We start from the raw sequence: 23,388 nt of genomic DNA, 5'->3' as shown, positions 1-23,388 counted from the left end.
GGTTTGCTCAACTGTGGAAGCAGGGATGAGCTGAAGGAGCTGTATCGCAGCCAGGTTGACTATGCTCTCTCAGCCGGGCAGATAACGCGGGAAAGTAAATGGACGGACAGCCTCGCCGTTGGCAGCAAGGAGTTTGTGGAAGATGTACAGGCAAAGCTTGGAATTAAGGCCGCTGGGCGCACTGCGAGAGAGAGACAAATGCTGGGTATGAGCTCCGGGAACCACAGCAGCTTCCTTACAGTAGTAATTTTGACCCCCAAAATGGCCTTCTAAGGCATGAAAATACCTATTTTTGGAACATCTATCGTAAATAAAACAATATGTTCTCTTGGTCCGACCCGGAGGCGAAAGATTAACTATTATATGCCGAAGAGTAGTCATAACGCCGTGCGGGTGGTGGATTTAAATCGAACATATTGAATATATTGAAATCTCTCGAGTAGAGTAAGAGTGGAGAACTATTATGGCCAGGCGAATGGTAACTATTGATGGCAACGAGGCTGCGGCTTATGTAGCTCATCAAACAAATGAAGTAATTGCAATCTATCCCATAACCCCTTCTTCGCCCATGGCCGAGTGGGCGGACGAGTGGTCCAATGCGGGACAAACCAACATCTGGGGGACGGTGCCGCTGGTAAATGAAATGCAAAGCGAGAAAGGAGCTGCGGCTGCCATTCATGGAGCCTTGCAGGCCGGTGCCCTGAGCACTACCTTTACCGCTTCACAGGGGTTACTCCTGATGATCCCCAATATGTTTAAAATTGCCGGAGAGCTGACTCCGACCGTATTCCATATAGCGGCCCGGTCGATAGCCTGTCAGGCATTGTCCATTTTTGGCGATCACACCGATGTCATGGCTGCCAGAGCTACAGGCTTTGCCTTTCTGGCTGCCGGATCGGTCCAGGAAGCCATGGATTTTGCCCTGATTGCCCAGGCCGCTACCCTGGAGGCGAGAGTTCCCTTTCTGCACTTTTTCGACGGCTTTCGTACCTCCCATGAAATGAATAAAATCGAGCAGCTCAGCCGGGACGATATCTCGGCCATGATCAACGATGATCTGGTTCTGGCTCACCGCAGCCGGGCGCTTTCACCGGACAATCCCTTCATCAGGGGAACGTCTCAGAACCCCGATGTCTACTTTCAAAGCCGTGAGGCCGCAAACCCCTACTACCTGGCCTGTCCCGATATTGTCCAGAAAACCATGGACCGCTTCGCCGATCTGACCGGCAGGCAGTATCATCTGTTTGATTATGCGGGCGCACCCGATGCGGAACGGGTTATCGTGATCATGGGATCAGGGGCCGATACAGCCCAGGAAACCGTGGAGTACCTGGCTGCACAGGGAGAAAAGGTCGGTATAATCAGAGTGCACCTCTATCGCCCCTTTTCACCAGGACATTTTCTCCAGGCCCTGCCAGCCAGCGTGAAGGTTATCGCTGTGCTTGACCGGACAAAAGAGCCAGGCAGCATCGGCGAGCCGCTCTACCTCGATGTTGTGGCCTCCCTCCAGGAAGCACAGATTTCTTCTCAACCAAGAATCATCGGCGGACGATACGGCATTGGCTCTAAAGAGTTTACTCCGGCCATGGTTAACGGCCTGTTTCAGGAAATGAAGAAAGAGCGGCCCAAGAACCGTTTTACCATCGGTATCAATGACGATCTCACCCGGACAAGCATTGATTACGATCCTTCCTTTTCCATCGAGAAAGAGGATACGATCCGGGCCATTTTCTATGGCCTTGGGGCTGACGGCACGGTAGGAGCCAACAAAAATTCCATCAAGATCATTGGCGAGGGAACGGATAATTATGCCCAGGGGTATTTTGTCTATGATTCCAAAAAAGCGGGCTCGGTGACTATTTCCCATCTCCGGTTCGGAAAAAAACCGATCCACTCTCCTTACCTGATTCAGCAGGCCAATTTCATTGCCTGCCACCAGCCGGTATTTCTCGAACGGTACGATATGCTGTCCACGGCTGCGCAGGGGGCCACTTTTCTGCTGAATAGCCCTGCCGGACCTGATAAGGTCTGGGATACCCTTCCCCGGTCGGATCAGCAGCAGATCATCGATAAAAAGATGAAACTTTACACCATCGATGCCTTTACCGTGGCCAAAGAGGCCCAACTGGGAGTCCGCATCAATACCATTATGCAAACCTGCTTCTTTGCCATTTCCGGTGTCCTCCCCCGGGATGAGGCCATAGCCAAGATCAAGGAGGCTATTCAGGAAAGCTACGGCAAAAAGGGTGAGCAGATTGTCCAGATGAATTTCAAGGCAGTGGATCATGCCCTGGCCAATCTCCATGAGGTGCCGGTGCCTGCCAAAGTCACCAGCACCTTTGACCGCCAGTCAATCGTGGCCGGGGAAGAGGTAACCCCCGGACCGGAAAGCGCTGTCCGAAGAACATCCGCCGAGGGTATGCAGAGAAGACCGTCGATTCCCAAAGATGCCCCTGAGTTTGTGCGCCACGTCACCGCCAAAATGATAGCTGGCCGCGGCGATGATCTGCCGGTCAGTGCCATGCCCGCCGATGGGACCTACCCGTCAGGCACCACCCGGTACGAGAAGCGAAACATCGCCCTGGAGATTCCGATCTGGGACCCGCAAGTCTGCATCCAGTGCAACCGCTGCTCTTTTGTCTGCCCCCATGCCACGATTCGAACCAAGGTTTATGATCCCCGGAACCTTGTCGGAGCACCGGAAACCTTCAAGTCGGCGGATTATAAGGGGAAGGATTTTCCCGGCATGAAATTCACGGTCCAGGTGGCACCGGAGGACTGCACGGGCTGCGGGCTCTGCGTGCAGGCCTGCCCGGCCAAAAACAAGAAAGAAACCAGGCTGCGGGCCATCAATCTTTATCCGCAGCCACCCAGGCGGGAGGAGGAAGAGCGAAACTATGAATTTTTCCTCAGTATCCCTGACCCGGACAGGACCCGGCTGAATGTTTCGACGGTCAAGGGCGCTCAATTCCTTCAACCTCTTTTCGAGTATTCCGGGGCCTGCTCCGGTTGTGGGGAAACCCAGTATATCCGGCTGATCAGTCAATTGTTCGGCGACCGGGCGGTCATCGGCAATGCCACAGGCTGCTCATCGATATACGGGGGAAATCTGCCCACCACCCCCTGGACCAGGAACCGGGAAGGCAGAGGACCTGCCTGGAACAACCCCCTGTTTGAGGATAATGCCGAGTTTGGTTTTGGCCTGCGCCTCGCCATTGACAAGCATACCCAACAGGCCAGAAAATTATTGCAGCACCTGGCCGGAAAGGTGGGAGACCAGTTGGCGTCGGCTATCCTGGAGGCACCGCAAAACACCGAGCAGGAAATCGCCGACCAGAGGGAGCGGGTCAAGGTGCTGAAGGATAAACTGAAATTGCTGCAATCTCCGGAAGTCCGGCACCTTTCCAGTCTGGCCGACTATCTGGTCAAAAAGGATGTCTGGATCATCGGCGGCGATGGATGGGCGTATGATATCGATTCCGATGGGCTGGATCATGTTCTTTCCGCCAACCGGAATATCAATGTCCTGGTCCTCGATACCGAGGTCTATTCGAATACCGGCGGCCAGATGTCCAAGGCAACTCCCAGGGCCGCAGTGGCCAAATTTGCCGCAGGAGGAAAGTATCTGCCCAAAAAGGATCTGGCCATGATAGCCATGACCTATGGCTACATCTACGTAGCCAAGGTGGCTTTTGGAGCTGACGACCAGCAAACCGTCAAGGCACTGGTCGAAGCCGAGCAGTATGAAGGGCCGTCCCTGATCCTTGCCTACAGCCATTGTATCGGGCAGGGAATCAATACCAGCCTGGCCCTGACCAACCAGAAGGCAGCCGTTGACAGCGGTCACTGGAATCTGCTGCGCTTTAACCCGGATCGGATCAAGGAGGGGAAGAACCCCCTCACCCTTGATTCCAAGCCGCCCAAAATTCCCCTGGAAGAGTATATCTATCTGGAAAACCGGTATAAGATGCTGACCAAGAGCAAACCGGAGGAGGCCAGGCGGCTTCTGGAGCTGGCCCGGAAGGATGTAAAGAACCGCTTCTTTCTGTACGAGCAACTGGCCCGGATCGAATATCACTCTGAATGAGGATTATAAATATATTATAATATATTATAAGGACTGAAAATCATGGATCTATCAACCAGTTATTTGGGATTAACCTTGAAAAATCCTCTGGTGCCTTCCTCTTCCCCCCTGTGCGCGGATATCGGCAAGATTAAAGCCCTGGAGGATGCCGGAGCATCGGCTGTTGTTCTGCACTCACTCTTTGAGGAGCAAATTATCCATGACACCCTGGAGCTGAATTACTACACCAGCTACCACTACGAATGGTTTCCCGAGGCCCTCTCCTACTTTCCTGAACCCAAAGAGTATCACCTTGGGCCGGAAGAATACCTGGAGCACATCGGGAAGGTCAAAGAGGCAGTGGATATCCCGGTTATAGCCAGCCTGAACGGAGTTACAACCGGCGGATGGCTCACGTATGCTGAAAAGATCGCCGAGGCAGGTGCAGACGCTCTGGAGCTGAATGCCTACTATATCGCTACCAATCCGAAATTGCCGGGCACCAGAATCGAAGCTCTGTATCTGGATATTTTACGGGAAGTTAAACAAAGGGTCCGGATTCCGGTGGCCATGAAATTGAATCCCTGCTTCAGCTCGACGGCAGCTATGGCCAGGGCTCTGGTCGAGGCTGGCGCAGATGGGCTGGTGCTCTTCAACCGGTTTTACCAGCCGGATTTTGACCTGGAGAACCTGGAGGTGGTGCCGCAGGTAACCTTGAGTACCTCCGATGCCCTGCGGCTGCCTTTGCGGTGGGTGGCAATTCTCTCTGGCCGGATTCCATGCAGCCTGGCTGTTAGCAGCGGCATCCATACAGCGGAAGATGCTTTAAAAGCGCTGTTGGCAGGCGCGGATGTAACCATGCTCTGCTCGGCACTGCTGCGCAATGGCATATCGCACCTTGGCACTGTTCTCCGGGACATGGAAACCTGGATGGAGCGAAAAGAATATACCTCTGTCAGTCAGCTCAAGGGGAGTATGAGCCAGAAATCCGTGGAAGATCCGGCTGCTTTCGAGCGGGCTAATTATATGAAAGCGCTCCACAGCTTCCGGGAGAAGGCTTTTTAGGAGGGAAGACCGAGTAAAAAGCAAAGGCAAAGGCCACCACAGAGGCACAGAGGTAAGCCAGAGAAAAGCAGAGGAGTGGGAGGGCGGGAGAAATGGAGAGAATATTACTTCTGATTCACCGGACCGAGGAGGGTTCCCAGCCCGTGTCCATCAGTCGATTTGACCACCAACCCTCGAAACAGCCAGTAAATGATTAAAAAGGGATTGAGGCAATAATAGAGGTAAAATTTTTTGGAGCGGGGCAAGGTAAGATAGCGGGCACAGATCGCCCCGGAGGAAGGGAAAAGAACTCTGAGACAGGAGGTAATCGAATCGGCCATCCGATCGTTCAGGAGGAGGCAGAGCCCCTTCCGCAGATCGCGGCCGTACCGGCCGCGAAGGATCGTTTGCCGGTTGAAGATATGTTCAAAAAAATGGAGACGCACGGGTCCCATTCTTGATCTCACCCAATGGTTGTTCCCTGCATGAGGTATCGATATACCATACGGGGCGAAGAGATGTTCCAGAGTCACAAGGACAAAAAGAAGGTTATTCAGCATGCCCGTCTTTTCAGCAGTCTGGTAAATACACTCCCAATTCAGTTTGCTGCCCCAGAGGGTAAGGAGCTGATGTAAGTCGATAAATTGCTTGAGATAGCAGTAGGCTGAAGCATGAATCTTTATCGTCAGATAGATAAGCATATCGTCAGGGGCAAGGGAAAAGTAACGCTGGCCATTAATCCATATCTCCTGAGTCTGATGCCACCACTCCTCTTCAGGAATAGCCGGATAATCCCTCGTTTTGACCAGTCGATGGTGAAGCTCGACACTTATCCTGGGGCCTGCCCGTAAGCACCGATAGAATAAGATGTCACAAACATTTTCTATCGCCTTACTCCCATCGAGGTGAAAATATTGTTCATAGCCAAGCTGCTGAAGGAGCTCCCCTGCCATCTCGATATCCATCGGCCTGATCCAGATATCCAGATCACTGAATGACCGCAGCGTCATATCCGGATAGAACAATTCCGCCAGAAGAGCTCCTTTCAGGGGAATGGCTTTCACCTTCTCTCCGGCAAAAAGTCCAAGAATACGATTCAGCTCATCGGATAAGATAATATTTCGGGCAAGATGCTGACGCCACTCTTTCCGGAATTTCGCAACCACCTCTGCCGGGATATCTGACCAGCCGATATATTCCAGATGATGGTAAACTGATGGAAACACATCATGGAAGAGAGCCAGCTTCAGCACCCGGTCCCAACTGACCTTCTTCCATCCTGCCGTTTCCCTGTACGTGCGGCAGGTATCCTCATGATCGAGCTGAGGGATAGCATAGCTTAAGATAATCTGCTCTTCGATAGTCATTGCCGGGTGAAGTTTCTGAGCAGGTTACGAATTACCTGGGTAAAGCAGCCCCTTTGACATCAAACACCATCTCATCATCATCCTCCAGATCAACAACCTTTTCACACTGAAATTGCACCTCTCGCTTGAAGGTTTGAGGCTGATATTCGGGCACAATTTCCTGTAATTTTGCCTGTATTCCCCTCCGGTCGTTTCTTTGGGCCAGGGCGAGCAGTTCTTCGATCTTCTCCCTGAGCTCACTGCATGACATTCCGTTTCCCCTGCTGTCAGTGCATCTCAAGACCATAAGTTTCTCATGAGAAGTGGGAACAATCCCCTCGCCTTCAATGATCAGTTCCTCATAGAGTTTTTCGCCTGGCCGAAGCCCTGTGATCTCGATACGAATATCCTTATCCGGTGTAAAACCGGACAACCGGATAAGATCTCTGGCCATATCCAGAATCCTGACCGGCCTTCCCATCTTCAGAATATAAATCTCTCCGCTCTCACCCATGGCTCCAGCCTGCAGAATAAGCTGGACTGCCTCACTGATAGTCATAAAGTAGCGGGTAACCTCCGGATGGGTAACAGTTACCGGACCGCCACGAGCGATTTGTTTTTTAAACAGAGGGATAACGCTTCCTGCACTCCCGATAACGTTTCCAAAGCGAACAGCCATAACCTTTGTCAGCAGTGATTCTGATTCCCCATGAACCTCTGTCAGCCTTAAGGATTCTTCATACGTAAGCTGTAAGATAATCTCAGCAACTCTTTTGCTGGCACCCATGACATTGGTTGGCCGCACTGCCTTGTCCGTAGAGACCAGAACAAATTTCTCAGCCCCCGCCTCCATCGCTGCATCCAGGACGTTCCTGGTTCCCAGGATATTATTATAGACCGCCTCCCAGGGATGGATCTCCATCATGGGAACATGCTTGTAAGCAGCAGCGTGGAAAACTACCTCCGGCTGATATTGACCGAATACCCTCTTAACATGATCCAGGCAGGTCACTGAACCTAAAACCGGAACAACAATCTGGTGAGGGTCCAGGTGCCGTAACTCCATTTCGATATCGTACAGACTGCTTTCCGCCCGGTCCATCATGACCATGACTTTCGGCTTGAAGCTTGCCACCTGGCGGCAAAACTCAGAACCGATCGATCCCCCGGCCCCGGTCACCAGGACACATTTACCTTTCAAATAAGCGCCGATTCTCTCTACATCCAGATTAACCGGACTCCTGCCAAGAAGATCCGAGTAGGATACATCCCGAATAGCCGATATGCTTACTTTATCGTTAATCAGCTCTCCGATACCAGGGATGGTCTTGCAGTTTACTCCTGTCTGCTGGCACAAATCGATAATACGGCGCATTTCCTCTGCAGATGCGGAAGGAATGGCAATAATAATCTCGTCAAGGTTCTTGTCACGGGCTACCGGGACAACGTTCTTAATGCTGTCCAGAACCTTAATTCCATGAATGTGCCGGTGAACCTTCCGGGGATTGTCATCAAGGAACCCCACCGGCTCATAGTGCATCAGATCCCTGTTGTCGTTAATCTCCCGCAGGATCTTCTCTCCGGCATCACCGGCTCCCACAATCAGGACCCTTTTTTTCCTTTTGTAATCACTCCCGTTTCTGCTCCAGGGAAGGGCATCTTTTTTCAAATACGAGAAGTACAGCCTGATTCCCAACCGACACCCTCCGATAAGAAAAACCGTAAGAAGGCCGTCGATGAGGAATACGGAACGGGCAAATCCATGAAATCCGGTAATAATGAAGGTGAGGAAAGCGATTGATAACGAGCTGGACAGAGAGGCTTTGACAATATTCTCAAGGTCCTTCAAACCTGTATAGCGCCACATGCCACGATAGAGATCGAACCGATAGAAGAGAAAAATCTTGAATGAAATGAAGGGTATGAGCGTATTTTTTAGACTTGCCAGATACTGTGCAGGAGGGAGCTTCAGATCAAAGCGAAGAAAATATGATCCAGCATGAGATATGGCAAGAAGTACCATATCCGTAAGTATGAGAAGTAATAAATTTTTCTTGGATTTATTCAAGACCTGGCCTTAATTCTTAATCAGCTTTCGGGCCTTTTTCATTTCAGGAGGGTCTGGAAAGCAATGTTTTCCAAACGATATCAGCAGGATAGTCCAAATAGTCCGGAAGATGATTTCCAGATCGTAGAAAAATGATGATTCGCGCACATAGATGATATCGAGAGCTAATTTTATGGGTAAAAGCTTTTCGAGGTAACACTTTTCAGGATTATCTTTATCGATAAACCGCTCACCATGCGTATAGTTGTATATGCTGCCAGGGCTTGCCAATCCAGGCAAGACATGCAGCGTTTCAATCTGTTGTTGAGTATAGTATGTATGTACAATCCGAGGGTCTTCCGCTCTTGGTCCCACGATTGACATTTCTCCCTTTACTATATTAATGAGTTGAGGAAGCTCATCTATTTTCAATCGGCGCAGCCATGATCCAAAGGCAAAAATACGCGGATCGTTCTTCGCGGTTATGACGCTCTTGAACATTCTCTGATCACGGTGCATGGTACGAAACTTATACATAGTAAATATTTTTTTATTACGGCCCACACGCCTGGCCCGATAAAAAATCGGGCCAGGGCTGCTCAGCCAGATTCCTATCGCTGCCATGCAAAGAACTGGAAGGAAAACGATCAATGCGATACAAGATAAAATTATGTCAAAAAGGCGTCTGACCATTGCGATATAATTTCCGAATGGTCATAAACACTTCGGCTGCATCGAGACAACTCTGGTTTCCCCAGGCTTTGGCTTTATAGTGTAGCGCCTTTAACGAGCGAGGATGAGGATATTCGCGCATTTCGCTTGTGTAGCAGCTCGCTGCTTCCAGCTTGATTTCTAAAGTGGATGAAATATCGACCCATGTATCCGGGACAAATGTTCTTGGATAGGCCCATTCTGTGCTGCTGGCTGTATCGAATGCGTAAATGGCTTCAATATACCTTTCAGTCGGACGAGTGGCAACCAATACCGCCTTGAAGAGAAGTTGATGGTCCTGGTTAATGTCCCCGCCAAATTGACAATAAACAATATGGGGTTGTCTCTCCCGGATTATTTGCTCTAAAGGACTTATGATATCGGTTAAGGTCAGAGTATCTAACCGTTGGTCTGAAAATCCCAGGAGGTGAAGATCCTGGATGCCAAGCTTTTGAGATGCACACTGAATATGGGTATTTTGTCTAACACCTGCTTTCCCATAGCGGAGGGATTCTCCTTCACAGGCAATGACTGCCACTACATAGTGGCCGGCTCTGGCGTGCAGGGCAAGTGTCCCTCCGCAACCCAAGAGCTCATCGTCAGGATGTGCACCGATTACCAGCACTCTCTTTTCACGCATGTTACTCATTTGCCCACACCTTCCCTTTCCATGGCTGGTCACTTAGAGAGCAGCCGCTCAGGGACTCTCCGTCATCTCCTTCGATCTCAAGTATCACCACCGCACCTTTTCCACAGGCAACCATCTGCCCACAGGCAGTTTCTCTGGGACTAACTGTCTGCCCCACTATTTCACCGGGTTTTCCATAAGAATAAGAAGAATCCGGCAGCAATGCACATTGCCATAGTAACCAGCGTTTACCGTCTAACCAGCTAAATGCACCAGGATAGGGCTTTGTCAAAGCACGTACCAGGTTATATACCTCACTGCTTTCCCTGGTCCAGTCAATGAGCCCGTCATTGGGATGACGCCTGGGTAAAATGGCCTCTTCACTGTGAGGTTGTGGTATCCCGGGACGCTCACCAGCAAGCAGTTTGGGAAGAATACGAAGAATCATTTCCCTGTTTGACTCGGCGACCCGCTGATAGAGTGAAGCGCAGGTATCATACGGGGTGATGGGAATAACTGCCTGATCTATCAGCTCACCCTCATCCACATTTTCAGCGAGCCAGATTAAGGAATTTCCGGTCTGCTTTTCTCCTTTGATCAATGCCCAGTTTATCGGAGCACTGCCACGGTTATGAGGCAGGAAAGATGCATGTGCTCCAATCATTCCTATTTTTACCGAGTTACGTGCCTCAGCATGCACGATTTGGCTCCATCCAATGACAAAAGCCAAATCAAGAGCAAGCTCACGCAACAATTTAATCGAGGCTTCATCGTTTATATTGGCAACCTCATATAAAGGGACGCGATGGTGTTGACACAAAGAGGTAAAATCAATCGCCCCGCTTTTTCGGGCAGCCAGCTCCGGCCGCAAGGTAATTACAGCTTCTATCCGCACGCCCTGCTCAAGGAGACTCTGGAGGGCAGGCTTGCCCTCGATATGGAAACCTATCCATCCGATCCTCATGGATAATACCTCTTGCTGTGCAATTACGCTAATAATGCTCTAACCGCGGTAATGACCCGGTCCTGATCTTTGTCCGTCATTTTGGTGAAAAGCGGCAGGCTCACTGCTCTTTCATAGGAAAGAAGAGAATGGGGAAAATCCATAGGCTTCAGGCGATACGTATCTTTCCAATAGGGATGCAGATGAAGCGGGATGAAATGCACACTGCAACCAATACCCCTGGCGGCCATTTGTCCGATGAATGCCTCACGGCTTATTTTTGCCGATTCATCCAGCCGAATGACATAAATATGCCAGGCATGAAGGTCTGTGTCAGGAGGATGGGGCGGAAGCCTGAGCGGCAGATCGCCCAGATATGAATCATACCGTTCGGCTAACTGCCTTCTTCTCTCATGAAAATGCCAGATTTTTCTTAATTGATGGATCCCCAAAGAGGCAGCCAGATCTGACATATTATATTTAAACCCTGGCGCGATCACTTCATAAAACCAGGCAGGTGTGGTTGAGGTGTAGCGATCGAATGCATCGCGGCTGATTCCGTGCAAGCGCATGACCCGGCAGCGCTCGGCAATTTCAGGATGCCGGGTTACGATCATTCCCCCCTCGCCCGTCGATAAGGTCTTATTGGCGTAAAAGCTGTATATTGTGGCGTCACTTTCCAGTGTCCCTATCAGCTTCCCCTTATATACCGTCGGCAGCGCATGTGCCGCATCCTCCACCACTTTCAGCCCATAGCGCCGGGCAATAGTTATGATAGCGTCCATGTCACAGGAAAGCCCTGCAAAATGAACCGGCAGAATAGCCTTGGTGCGCAGGGTAATGGCATTCTCGATCCGCGACGGATCAATATTAAAAGTGGCTGGATCAATGTCAACGAAAACGGGCGTGGCTCCCAAATAGCGTATTACTTCTGCCGTGGCGGTAAAAGTATAAGGTGTGGTGATAACTTCATCACCCATACCGATGCCGATAGCCTCAAGAGCCAGATGCAGACCCGCTGTGCCTGAATTTACCGCAACTGCTTCTCCACCATTCCCCAGGAATTCGGCAAAGTCCTGCTCGAAACGCTTGGTCTTAGGCCCTGTGGTAATCCATCCGGAGCGCAGGGAATCGACCACCTCGGCGATTTCATCCGGTCCGATGTCAGGCAAGGCAAAGGGCAAAAATGTAACCTCTTCGATGGCCTTAACCTGGAGACGCTGGTTATCTTTGAGTAATGGAATATTCATGATCTGTTTCCTTGGTTTCCTTATTGAACAAAAAATATGGATTTTCAGGAGAGGGATACGGTAGGGAAGGCAGGGGAATTATCCTACTCAATATTTTTTGTAAAATAAATTGATTTACCCTTTCTACCTTCTAGGGTGAAGCCGATTTTTTTGTAAAATCCTATGGCCCTTTGATTATCTATTTTTACCGATAATCCATAGCCGTGAGCAGCATTATCGAGCTTAATCCTTTGCTCAAAAAGCTGTACAAGCTGTGTTGCGAGACCGCTCCCTTGAGCTTCCTGACATACAGCGATTGAAAGTAACCGTATCCTTTTACCAACAGCACAGTTAGGTGAACAGTCAGATGACCTGTTCAGGTAGTTGCCTGATACTTCAGAAATTATTGAATAAATCCTGCTCAGAGCCTGGCAGTAAATCTCCGGCATTAATAACGTTTCCATTATGCATCTGTATTTATTATGTTTAATAAACCTGTTTTTTGCCTGCTGCAATTTGTTACTCTCGCCGCCAAGGACAAATCCATCTATTTGGCTGGATTTTTCACCTACGAAAAAGATGCTTTCGCCAAGAAAGCTCGCATAATACTGCTTCAATAAATCAATTGAATATTTACCAAGGAAATGTGTCGAAAATTGCTGTTTATGGATGCCAGCAACCTGATCAATGTCATTATGAGTAGCAACTCTCAGAGTATAAATGCCCATTTTTCCGAATTCCCACGCCAGGCTCCGTGATGACCTCATAAGATTTTCTTATTGTTACCCTCTGCCTCTGATTGGTGTAACCCTGTCCGATGGTTTGATCGGCCAGGGCAATTCGTAGTTCCGATTTTTCCACATGAAAAAAGGCGCTCTTATGAAGCCGATCATTGTCCCTATCCCATAAACTCCATGCATGGACAAAAAGATGACCGGCAGCAGTAAGCAGAATGGTTTTACCAATAACGGGGATTGAGCTATCGCCTCAACGGTAAATACGACCGCTGCCAAGCTATATAAGACGCTTAATAAAACCAGAGGAACCCAGCTCCGTAGTATTCCCACCATAAAAAAGAGGACCATTGCTCCAACAAAAAGGGCAGGAGCAAAATGGCGCATCCCGAAACAGCGGGGTTGAATACCCATTGCCAATCCTATCCAAAGGCCATTGCCATATTTTTGCCTCAAGAGGCCATAAAGGCTCGATCGAGGAATATGAAAGGATCTTATTGCCGGATCAAAGAAAAATTTGAACCCCGCCTGCTTCATCCGGTAATGAATCTCATTATCCTGATTCCTTACCAGCCGCTCGTCATAACCGCCCACTTTTTCAAACACAGTCCGTTTATAGGCAGCATAAGCAAGTGTATCAACATGTTTTGAAGTGCCGGAATTCCTAAAGGCGGCAGCAGCACCACCGAATTTTGATCTTTCTGCTGTAACCAGCAGATTTTCCCATAAACTTTTTGCCATCTTGGAAATTACTGGCCCACCTACAATACATTCACCTTTTAACATACTGTGAACATTGCTCTTGATAAAGTCTGTCGGAATTTTGCTATGAGCATCGACCCTGATAATAATATCACCCTTGGCTTCAGCTAAGGCCACATTCCAACCGCAGGATAATATCCTGCCAGGGTTATCCAAAACGATTACTCTTAAATCAGGATGAACAGCAGCAAACTCCTCCATAATGCGCCGACTTCCATCTTGAGAACAACCATCAACAAGAAGCAGCTCTATTCTATCTTTGGGATAATCCTGTGCTGCAATATTAGATAAGCTGTCCGGCAAATGCTGCGAGGCATTTCGTGCGATAATGATAAAAGAAACCAAGGGAAGTGCTGACGGCCCTGGCATAAAAATTCCCTACTATGCTCCTTAATATCTTTCTGTTACTAAACCGTGTGGAACTTATCATCACGCCCTTGGTCAAGGTCAAGCTGAGATATAAAAAATCCGAAGCGATTCGACCAATCTGCATCCCTTGCAATTTCATCCCGCTTACGCAAGCGAGATTCTGTTTCAGTATCAGGTAAATTTTTTATTATCTCTAATGCTTTCTGTTCTGATCCTTGAACATTATAGACAACATCAAAATAAGGTTTAGCTTCGTGTAATCCTGAAACAAGGATTGGTTTTCCAGTAGCAAGGCACTCGAAAAACTTCGCTGGAATTATTCCCCGGACAAACGGGCAATCATTATAGAAAAGCCCCAACATATCCGCTTCCTTCAAAAGATTCGGAAGATACTTGTTAGAAACCGGCGGACGAACTTCTATATTTGAGGGGATCTTCGTGCTCATACCGCTGTCCACCACTCCGATAAACACAGTATGAATATGAGATGCCATTGCTTCATACAAACCAAAATCGAGATCATATTTTATCGAGCCAAAATAGTAGAGGTTCTTCCGTTGCTTGGCTTCATCGCCGCGAAACGCTTGATGGAATAATCCATAATATACGCCCGGCATGGACCTGAATACCTGCTTGCCGGGAGCCATCTTCTTGAGACGGTCTTGCAGAAATGCCGAATCTGCAAACAAAACATCTGAAATTTTGATAAGTTCCTTCTCGGACAAAAGAATATCGGGTAATACATAGGAGGGGGCGGCATCAAAATTGTGATAGCAAATATAGATAATTTTTTTGGGCCTTAATGTCTCTATAATATCTATGGCATTGAAAGTCGGGGAGTAAACAATCACTAGAGGATCCTTAATTTGGTACTTGTGGAGAGCTTTTTCTATCAATATCCTGTTAGCCCGCCTCAACCATCGGACCGGCGGACCAAGCCATAAGGTAAAAGGATACAAATTCTCCGGCGGTTGAGGGTAAGTATTGACATACCAACGCGATCTCTTTGGACACAATCGTCTGAGGAGGTGATTTATGTGAGGCCATCGCTGCAATGTCCTATTGATATAATAGACTTTATGCCCTCTATTGGCGAAGCCGAGAGCTATTACATGGCTCTGACAATGTAATCCTCCCCAATCTAACTCGGCTACAATTACAACATCATTCTTACTCATTGTGATTTCCTCAATAATTTTTAATCGCTCTGCTTTTTGGGAAGTCGCGAAACCAGCTCTTCAACATTGGCCGTATATACTGCTCTCATTCCCTCATGAGCAGAATCAAAACACACCGTTTTCCCATCGCGTGACCATCTTGGATGTAAGTCACAGCGGATCGGACCATCAAATGCAAAAGGAGCAAAATATCTTCCGAGCTCAATCCGTCTGGAATTTATGGAATCAAAGAGTATCAAAGTTCTCATGCGCCGGTCATTTGGATAGGTGTCCGTAAGAATCCATCTGCCATCAGGTGAGTATGTGGGGTGGCCGTCCTCGGTTAATATCCCTTCACCAACGATCCTGACATTCTCTGTTTTGTCCTCAAAAAGGTAATAGCAACACCCAGCCAAAGGATGTTTGGACCATGCCAGTAAGCGGGTATCATCCTGCCAGGTAAAGTGGGATACCATCCCGTGATCTGCGAGCAGATAAATACCGCTGCCATCCGGGTTGGCAGTAAACATCCGGGTGAAGTTCTGGCTTCTGGAATCGCCTTTCCCTCGATAAAACCATCTCTGAAAAAATACAAAACGTGTTCCACTCGGGTTGAATTCCAGATGATTGAAATAATGAAAAGCATTTTCAAACTTCTTCACCCGAAAGCTTTTTACCACCTGCTCCAGGGAAATAATGAGCTTATGCTCTCCTGTTTCGATGTCCATGTGCCATATGCCATCATGTTCAGGAGCCGGTTTATCGCTGTCAGTGAATGGCCTGGCAACGTATCCATATCCTGGACCGCCATAGTGAAGTCTTGCAAAGTTAATGCTGAGCGATTGCTGACCATTTTTCGTTACTGCATAAACAGGTAAAGGCAAAATTTTTTTCATCGCCCCACAGGTATCTGTGATAACACTTACATATTTTCCATCCTGGAAATCATTGAACATGATATATTGGTGAGAAATATCTCCCAACCATTGCAGCATGCAGCCCTGCTGCCAACACCAGGCTCTTGTTTCCGCAATTTTTTCCAATCCGCTGTGACTATGAAGGTCGATACGGCATATTTCGGCTGGCTCTCCTGGTTTTGGCATACGGTGAGCAAAAGGGACCTTCAGACACACGATATATCTTCCACTATGATCCCATGGGCAGTTATTGTAGTAGCCAAAAAAACAATGATATCTTTTATCAGATAGAGCACGTGCCTGCACAAGGTTAGGGGGATCCTGATAGAGAAAAGATATTGCCTTTCCCAGGCAATACATGGCACCCTGATAGCTTTTCCTGGTAAAGGTTCGGATTCGAGGAAAAGGACGAAGAGCTTCTGATATATGCCTTTCTATGAGGTTGGCCATATGCGTCGCTGATTATGCCAAGACTCCTATTCCCTTATAAATTTTGGATAATCCATCTATCATCTGCTGTACGGAAAAATTTTTTTCCCATGTCCTATACCCTGCATCCCGTATTGAATGCCATCTTTCTGCGGGTGCAGTGAATACCCTCTCCAAAATATCCGCTAATGCCTTCGGGTCTTGAGGTGGATGAAGGAAACCGTTAATCCCGTCTTGAATGATCTCGGGAACACCACCAACATGAGAAGCGATGACGAGTTTTTTCAGCGTCAATGCTTCGAGTATACAATTAGGAATCCCTTCAATACGTGAAGGAAGCACAATGACAGGATATCCCTTTACCGCATCATAAACACTTCGAGTGTAGCCGTAAAACTCTATCTGGTCCAAAACTCCTGATACCGAGGCATTTTCCTTGAGACTGGCCACCAGTGATGGACGGTTCGACTGGCTTTTTCCGGTTAATTCACCACCAATTAAACGAGCGTAAACCTTCAACCCTTTCAGCTTTAATATTGATAATGCCTTAATAAGGACATCGTGCCCCTTATGGGGTAAAAAGTTTGCCACCATAGCAATTCGGGCAGGCAAAGGCAAATTGGAGTTATATTCCAGCGAGTCAGGCTCACCTATCTTTTCAATCGCATCTGTCACCAGATGAGTTTTAGTTGATGGGAGCCAGGAATTTTCAGTTAATTCCCTTAAGGTAACCCGGTCAATACACACATATCGATCTACATACCTTGAGGTTAATTTATCTAAAATATGATAGGTAGCCTTTCTCCATTTCGGAATCTCTGAGCAATCGATATAAAGGTGAACCCTCAGTACATGGGAAATTTCAGGATGTTTCCTGCAAACCTTTCTGCCAATAAGGCTTTCGCGAAAGGCGTGACTTTGAATTAATGCTATGGTATGCTTTTTCAGGATGGGTTCAATAGCCTTGACTCCCTCATTGAGCTTGTCTTCTCTGCCTATCGGAACTTCATAAACAGGAAAGCCAAGTGCCTTAAATTCTTGCCCGAACCGGGAAGCTCTCTGAGAAGTAGCTAATAGAGGGTTGAATAATTTACGAGATGCAAATTCTCTGGCCATGAGGAGAATTTGCCCTTCTATCCCGCCAAAATTTTGATAAGCCTGGCGTAAGAACAGGATATCTTTCATGAATAATCCCTTTGAGCAACTATTTTCCTCGATACTTGTGTCGTTCTCACCCGGATATTGCTACAACAAGCGGCCGAAAATGAAAGCAGCTTTAAAAATAAATAGCCATATATGATTCCTCTGGGAAGTGTCAGAAAGTCATTTCTCATTGACCACAATATGGTATATGAGCTAATCCCGAGAAATGCCAGCAATAGGCAATTCCCTGAAGAAACCGAAATCAGCTCCGTCCTGCCTACAAACCAGCCCCCCAAAAATAAAAGTGATAAACCCAATATCCCAAAATTGGCATATGCCTCTGCAAGAGGGGTTGCTCCCATACCCACTCCTCTTATTGAACGAAATACACTACCAAAATAATACGCGCTCATTGCGAGATCAAATCTGTATAAAGTTGAAGACCTTTTTTTTTCCAGTGACAGGTTTGGTATCAAAAAGTAAATACCATTCAGATAACTCTTTCCCCAGAGATAGGGAAAGATATGGGGATATAGGTTTATAGTTCTCGTTACCATGGTAATCATCATTCCAGGTGTTCTCACTGCTGTGTCGATAATGGAGTCAGTGGTTGTAGCTCTGCTGATGATACTTGAATAATCTCTCTCAGAAATTGCGATGGATCGGCCTGCAAGAATAACAGACCAGCTAATGATCATGGCAGTAAAGAAAACCGTCAATATTTTCAGAGGCAGTGGATGTATTCGAATTGCGAATACACAGTAACATGTCAATAAAAAGACGCCTATATGCCCACGATAGCCATATACTGACAGCAGCATGAAAAAAAGCAAAGCAAGAATACCGGGAAGTATAATGCCTCTTTTCCATTTCTTGCGGGGCAGACTTGCAAAGGCGGCAAAAATACTATACATAAAAAAACGTTGCGCATTGGTTAGTATCCTTGAAAATTTTTCAGTTAACTCGGATCGAGCATACCCCGACGCTGCAAAATCTGCAAAACCAATCCTAAAAATTTCTCCTAGGAGGATGAGAAAGAAAATAATCGAAGAAATGACCGCTACTTTGTGGAACTTTACGTCATCATAAGATTGGTCTTTCTTACAGGGAATTCTTATGCTGTTACTATATAACCATTCACTAAAATAAATACCGGCCATTAAAGCAAAAAGACCTGCCAATGCCAGCACGGTTGCCTCACGATACAAGTGAAAGTTAAATATTACATACTCGTTATATTCAACGAAACCGAGCTGGAAGGCAGTTTGGTACAAAAAATGACACAAGTAGAAAAAAAGAGGAGCAAGAGCAGATAAACTGGCAAATGTGCCATATCGAGTCCTTCTTTGAGCTCGAACGCAATTGAAAATAACTATGATATTAGCAATGATAATGGAAGGGAGAAAAAATAAATCAGAAAGGCCTGAGACAAAAACTATTACTGCTATCACCGCAAAACTTATGTATGCTATAGGCAGAAAAACCTTATGCGATATTGAAAATTTTCTTCTCAGGGCTTTATTCCGCATAATTTCACCCTTTTCCCTGGAAAATTTCCAAAGTGGAAATCGTTTGCAGAACGGTGACCCTCAAATTGAAAATCAAGTTTATTGCTATGCATTATATATTCAATAACATCGAGCAATTCCTTTTGGCATGTCTGCGAAGAAAGCAAATGGTCTGCCTCCTTGATTATGAACTTTCGATAAGAATATTTTTTTTCATATTTTCTACACATTTTTTTTTGCTCGAATTCCACCTCAAAAAATAATCTCCATCTGTCATGCTCGCCAAAGATAAAGCCTATCTTAATATCTCTACTGACACTTTCAAGAACATCCATGAATAATTTATTAAAATGCGGGTGAAAATCGTGGCTGTCTTTCTTCAATGTCCGAAGCAGGGCTTTCGGTAACAGAGCCGCCAGTTCATATAATCCATAAGCCTTAATCTTCCTGATCAAACCCCTGTATGAATCCAAACTTATTACATTGAAATTCGCGATCCACGCACGGCAGTTTCTCAATGTGCGTCGTGCATATACAGCATGCTGAGTGCCGCTTCCTATATCAAGAGAGCTGAATAATACCGGGAACCCCATGAGTATAAGAGAACTGACTTTCTGACAATGAGGTGCAGCGAGTAAAGCGGTCATTGCTCCACCACATAAACCAGTTAAAATAAGCTCTCTTAACTCATACTTTTCAATAAAAAAATTGGCGGCCTCAATTGTATCGTGAACAAACCGGCCCTGGTTTATTGAGGTAAACAGATCAAAAAGCATGGCCTCTTCCACCTCACCTTCACTCTCTCCAAGGCCGGCAGGATCAAAGCGCAGACAATAGAAGCCCTTTTGGGACAGTTTCCTTGCCAGGATAACATAGAGCCTGTTATGACCAGTTCTATATCCAGGACCAGGGTTGAGAAAAATAATTCCGATCTTTTTCCTGGATTCATTCTCAGACGGGATGTGAGCTATCCCATACAGCTCTTGATTATTTTTATTCTTAAAAATTACCGGCTCTTCCACTCTATTACCCTAGCCTAACCAGCTCAGTGTTTTTCCAAAAAGAACCTTTTGCCTGGTTATATATCTTTGATTGGTTCCCTTTATTGTCCAGAAAATATCTTCTGCTATTACCATCCGTAAGCATTGGTTGTTATCTTTAAAAAGCATATTGAATTCTGTATTTACCGTATTACTATTTCTCGACAACTCTATTACGAGAGTTTTTGTAGTAAACGGCTTATCGATTGTATTCAGGTTAATCGGCAATAGGCTCTGGTAAAAGCCTTTGGATATTGTATATCCATCTGTCTCTACGGTGACGTCATTCTGTATTTGTTCTATTAACTGATCTCGGTTAAACTTTAGCTTCCCATGTATGGTAAGCTGCATATTCAGGTTTGATCTTAATGAGTCGTAAATATACTTTCTGGCATTTATGATTGGTGCCCATAAAATGAGATTCTTTACTATTTCTTTTTCCCGAGCAAGCAGAGAGGCGAAAATAGCTCCTACCCTTAACCCGAGAAGGCAAATCTCCTCTGCTTTTGTCTCTTCTGTTAAGAATTCAATAGCTGTTTTTATGTCTGATAGATACGTATCAAGTGTTGTATCCTCAAAATCTCCATCGCTATCACCGTTCCCGTAATAATCAAACAAAAATGCAATGTAGCCATTTTCTTGAAGCAGTCTGGCAAAATTAACCAATACTCTATGACTTGAGTACTTTTCATTCCCGATCGAGTCACAAAATATAACGCCTCTTCGGTTATTACTGTTTTTCACTTCCGGATGAAAGAGAAAGCCAAAGAGGTTATAGTTATTATCCTTGTTCTTAAAAAACATCGGCTTGTTCATGGTTTGTTAGGTTATCTTATTGCAGCACAAAGAGTGCTGCCAGAAAATTGGTAAGCCTTCCAATAGTGATGCGCCCCTCAATGGTTTTCGGTATCGATTTGAACAAAGTTCTTTTCACGTTCCAGGCAAAGTGAGTTATTGGAACAGGTATGCTGGCCCAAAAACGCCACCATAGTTTTTGTGTACAGAAACATTTAGTTGTGCAATCTTCCAGCATCTGACGGGCCTTTTGAGGCTTACCTGCCAAAACACATTGTGCCGCAGCTAAGAGTACATACATGGCTATGTATTCTTGCAGATCAGGAAGCATAAATGCAGGCACTTCATTTTTCCTGATCAATTCCTTTGCGGTCTTCACCAATCGATATTCAGACTGCATAAGATACTTATTGCATGCCCTGTTACTTGCATTTCGAAAATAGGTGGCCCCAATCTGCCAACTAAAGGCAACAGGATATTTAACAGCGATACGTAACCACATATCGCCGTCCTCTCCCAAACGTTCGCCTGCCGGAAAATACCCTGCTTCCTTAAATATCCTCCGGGGGACAGCAACTGCAGAAGACCATACTGGCGGAATACCAAGGCTGGCACGGAAGTAGTTAGGAATTAAGCCCTCCCAGGGTGCGGGAGGGATTGCTTTATAGCGGGGTTGAACAGTTTTACCATTTGGCTCATGAAATTCATAGGCAGTGGCATAAATACCTGCTTCAGGGAACCGATTCCTCAATCTGAGGATTGTTTCTAAAAATTTCGGCTTCCAGGCATCATCTGCATCCAAAAAGGCAATCAGACCAGCCTGCGCTTCCTGAATGCCTCTATTCCTTGCTACAGAAACACCAGCATTTTTCTGTTGAATCAGCCTGATGCGCGAATCAGAAATGCTTTTTACAATTTCTGCTCCACCATCCGTGGACCCATCATCGATAACGACAACTTCAACGTCTTGATATGTCTGAATTAAAACCGACTCTAACGCCCGTTGGATGTGCGGAGCTTTGTTATAAAGGGGAATGACTGTAGAGACTTTTGGCATGGTTTATAAAAAACAATATGTATGTTGACATGTCTTTTTTTCAAATCCACAGGAAAGCTTATGCTTCATTGTTATTGAGAATTCCTTGTAAATATTTTCCTGCATTCAGAGCCAGGTCTATAACTTCTGGCAGCACCGAATTAATTTTCTTTTTTATTTCCTCTGAATTTTGGATTACTTCTTCTATCTTCTCACTAATAATCTCAGGTCGTAATCGATGTGCTTCCAAACAAAAATTTTCATGTCCAAAGATATCCCGGTTTATGCCTTTTGCTTTAAGGCTATAGGAAAAGCTCAGCGTTGGTACAGAAGAAGAAATGGCCGCAATAGTTGCATGTGTCCTTGCACCGGCAAAAACAGACATTTTCCCTATTAACCACTTTAATTCTGCTGCCCTTAAGCCAGGTGGCATGAGTTGAACCAGGTCATTTTTGTTCCCTAAAGCAGCTAAAACATCCTGTAAAAATCCATAATCATTACTGTGTACGCTTGTTACATGGTAAATTAAGAAGAGAGGTCTTTTAGTCTTTTCTGATATATGCTTAACTATCTTGGCAGCGCGATCAACCCATTCTCTGATGCTCCCATTGGTTACATATTTTGCCATAAGCGGGCTTAAATTAATCCCGATCGCTTCTTTTGGGATATCTCTGTTGAACTTTTCTTGTGGAGGTTTTCCAGGTTTCAAGAGAAAAGCAGGGTCCGCCACCCGGTAAACATTTTTGGTAATCCCCTGCTCGGCCAAATAGTCAACTGTTGCGGATTCCCTTGCAAATATCGCTGTTACCTTCTTCAGATGCTTTACCATGTACCTTTCATATCCCGGAATTTTATCAAATGGCCCGACTGAAGCTCCCCAAATAATTATTGGCTTCCTCTTTGCCAAAACAAGATCATCAAGCTCCGTAAAAAGCTTTGGTATCCCATAATCCAGAGAATAATTATCCCCACCGACCGATAAAACAGCCACGGCTGTTTTCAGATAAGGCAGCATCTTCTGGTATCTGAAATAACATCTTCCCGTAGGATATAAAAATCGTAAAAAAGTCTCTAAAAACCAGACAGGCTCAAACCTTTTCCTGGCTTTCACGATCTTTTCATGAATTATCGCTTTATCAGTTTCAGCTTGTTGCTGCTCCTCGAATTGAAGGCTCGCCAGGTAATTACTCACAGCTATGAATTGCGGATTATCGAAGTGGAGCCGTAAAATTTCAGCCGTTCCCCGTACAATCGCCTCACAGCCTCGGTTGTCATAGGGGCCATTACCGGCTAGAATAAAGAGAGGTCTTCTACCTTTCATTATGCTGCTGATTATTTTAATACCAAAGAATAAAGGCTTAGTACACGTCGCCATAATTACGCGGCCAGTTGTTTTGGGCCTGGTGGAGCAAATTGGAGCAGGAACTTTTCTTTCGTATAAGTCCAGTGTATTGGTTTAGGATGAGCATTGAGTTGATCACAAT

General features: G+C 46.3%; 19 protein-coding genes. 3 read left to right on the top strand and 16 right to left on the bottom strand.

What is annotated here, in order from left to right:
- The 3 genes from AB1611_22015 to AB1611_22005 form a co-directional block, all read left to right on the top strand.
- A partial coding sequence (locus tag AB1611_22015) for a hypothetical protein (protein MEW6382249.1) occupies positions 1–273 on the top strand: 273 nt, incomplete at its 5' end.
- Between the two features lie 190 nt (positions 274–463).
- Positions 464–4,087 carry a pyruvate:ferredoxin (flavodoxin) oxidoreductase gene (nifJ, locus tag AB1611_22010; protein MEW6382248.1) on the top strand — a complete coding sequence of 1,208 codons (3,624 nt, stop codon included), beginning with the start codon at positions 464–466 and terminating at the stop codon, positions 4,085–4,087.
- A gap of 42 nt (positions 4,088–4,129) precedes the next feature.
- A complete protein-coding gene (locus AB1611_22005; protein MEW6382247.1) occupies positions 4,130–5,131 on the top strand; it encodes a dihydroorotate dehydrogenase-like protein in 1,002 nt (333 codons plus the stop codon).
- Positions 5,132–5,235: 104 nt separating this feature from the next.
- Here AB1611_22005 and AB1611_22000 read toward each other — a convergent pair whose 3' ends face one another.
- The 16 genes from AB1611_22000 to AB1611_21925 form a co-directional block, all read right to left on the bottom strand.
- Positions 5,236–6,477 (bottom strand): nucleotidyltransferase family protein, encoded by a 1,242-nt coding sequence (locus tag AB1611_22000; protein MEW6382246.1) that lies wholly within the window; start codon positions 6,475–6,477, stop codon positions 5,236–5,238.
- Positions 6,478–6,508: 31 nt separating this feature from the next.
- Positions 6,509–8,479, bottom strand: a complete 1,971-nt coding sequence (locus AB1611_21995) for a nucleoside-diphosphate sugar epimerase/dehydratase (protein ID MEW6382245.1) — start codon at positions 8,477–8,479, stop codon at positions 6,509–6,511.
- Positions 8,480–8,533: 54 nt separating this feature from the next.
- A complete protein-coding gene (locus AB1611_21990; GenBank protein MEW6382244.1) occupies positions 8,534–9,196 on the bottom strand; it encodes a sugar transferase in 663 nt (220 codons plus the stop codon).
- Positions 9,177–9,863 (bottom strand): PIG-L deacetylase family protein, encoded by a 687-nt coding sequence (locus AB1611_21985; protein MEW6382243.1) that lies wholly within the window; start codon positions 9,861–9,863, stop codon positions 9,177–9,179. The genes AB1611_21990 and AB1611_21985 overlap by 20 nt, the downstream gene beginning before the upstream one ends.
- Positions 9,856–10,806 carry a methionyl-tRNA formyltransferase gene (locus AB1611_21980; protein MEW6382242.1) on the bottom strand — a complete coding sequence of 317 codons (951 nt, stop codon included), beginning with the start codon at positions 10,804–10,806 and terminating at the stop codon, positions 9,856–9,858. Before AB1611_21980 ends, AB1611_21985 begins: the two co-directional genes overlap by 8 nt.
- Before the next feature lie 23 nt (positions 10,807–10,829).
- The gene (locus AB1611_21975) at positions 10,830–12,035 is read right to left on the bottom strand and encodes a DegT/DnrJ/EryC1/StrS family aminotransferase (GenBank protein MEW6382241.1); all 1,206 of its coding nucleotides are present in this window, start codon (positions 12,033–12,035) and stop codon (positions 10,830–10,832) included.
- A gap of 83 nt (positions 12,036–12,118) precedes the next feature.
- A complete protein-coding gene (locus AB1611_21970) occupies positions 12,119–12,781 on the bottom strand; it encodes an N-acetyltransferase (GenBank protein ID MEW6382240.1) in 663 nt (220 codons plus the stop codon).
- A gap of 15 nt (positions 12,782–12,796) precedes the next feature.
- Entirely contained in the window at positions 12,797–13,879 is a 1,083-nt protein-coding gene (locus AB1611_21965) for a glycosyltransferase family 2 protein (GenBank protein ID MEW6382239.1), read from the bottom strand.
- 38 nt (positions 13,880–13,917) lie between these two features.
- Complete coding sequence (locus AB1611_21960) at positions 13,918–14,775, bottom strand: hypothetical protein (GenBank protein MEW6382238.1); 858 nt, start codon at positions 14,773–14,775, stop codon at positions 13,918–13,920.
- 302 nt (positions 14,776–15,077) lie between these two features.
- Positions 15,078–16,139, bottom strand: a complete 1,062-nt coding sequence (locus AB1611_21955) for a hypothetical protein (protein MEW6382237.1) — start codon at positions 16,137–16,139, stop codon at positions 15,078–15,080.
- A gap of 276 nt (positions 16,140–16,415) precedes the next feature.
- The gene (locus AB1611_21950) at positions 16,416–17,567 is read right to left on the bottom strand and encodes a glycosyltransferase family 4 protein (protein MEW6382236.1); all 1,152 of its coding nucleotides are present in this window, start codon (positions 17,565–17,567) and stop codon (positions 16,416–16,418) included.
- Positions 17,564–19,054 carry an O-antigen polysaccharide polymerase Wzy gene (gene wzy, locus AB1611_21945; GenBank protein MEW6382235.1) on the bottom strand — a complete coding sequence of 497 codons (1,491 nt, stop codon included), beginning with the start codon at positions 19,052–19,054 and terminating at the stop codon, positions 17,564–17,566. The genes AB1611_21950 and wzy overlap by 4 nt, the downstream gene beginning before the upstream one ends.
- A complete protein-coding gene (locus tag AB1611_21940; GenBank protein ID MEW6382234.1) occupies positions 19,036–20,055 on the bottom strand; it encodes an alpha/beta hydrolase in 1,020 nt (339 codons plus the stop codon). The genes wzy and AB1611_21940 overlap by 19 nt, the downstream gene beginning before the upstream one ends.
- A gap of 9 nt (positions 20,056–20,064) precedes the next feature.
- Positions 20,065–20,889: an alpha/beta hydrolase gene (locus AB1611_21935; GenBank protein ID MEW6382233.1), complete on the bottom strand. Its 825-nt coding sequence runs from the start codon at positions 20,887–20,889 to the stop codon at positions 20,065–20,067.
- Between the two features lie 16 nt (positions 20,890–20,905).
- Positions 20,906–21,925 carry a glycosyltransferase family 2 protein gene (locus AB1611_21930; protein MEW6382232.1) on the bottom strand — a complete coding sequence of 340 codons (1,020 nt, stop codon included), beginning with the start codon at positions 21,923–21,925 and terminating at the stop codon, positions 20,906–20,908.
- A gap of 58 nt (positions 21,926–21,983) precedes the next feature.
- Positions 21,984–23,225 carry a polysaccharide pyruvyl transferase family protein gene (locus AB1611_21925; protein MEW6382231.1) on the bottom strand — a complete coding sequence of 414 codons (1,242 nt, stop codon included), beginning with the start codon at positions 23,223–23,225 and terminating at the stop codon, positions 21,984–21,986.
- Positions 23,226–23,388: the final 163 nt, after the last annotated feature.

It is taken from the genome of bacterium (assembly GCA_040755755.1).
GTDB lineage: Bacteria > SZUA-182 > SZUA-182 > DTGQ01 > DTGQ01 > DTGQ01.
This window is presented reverse-complemented; position numbering and strand designations above follow the sequence as displayed.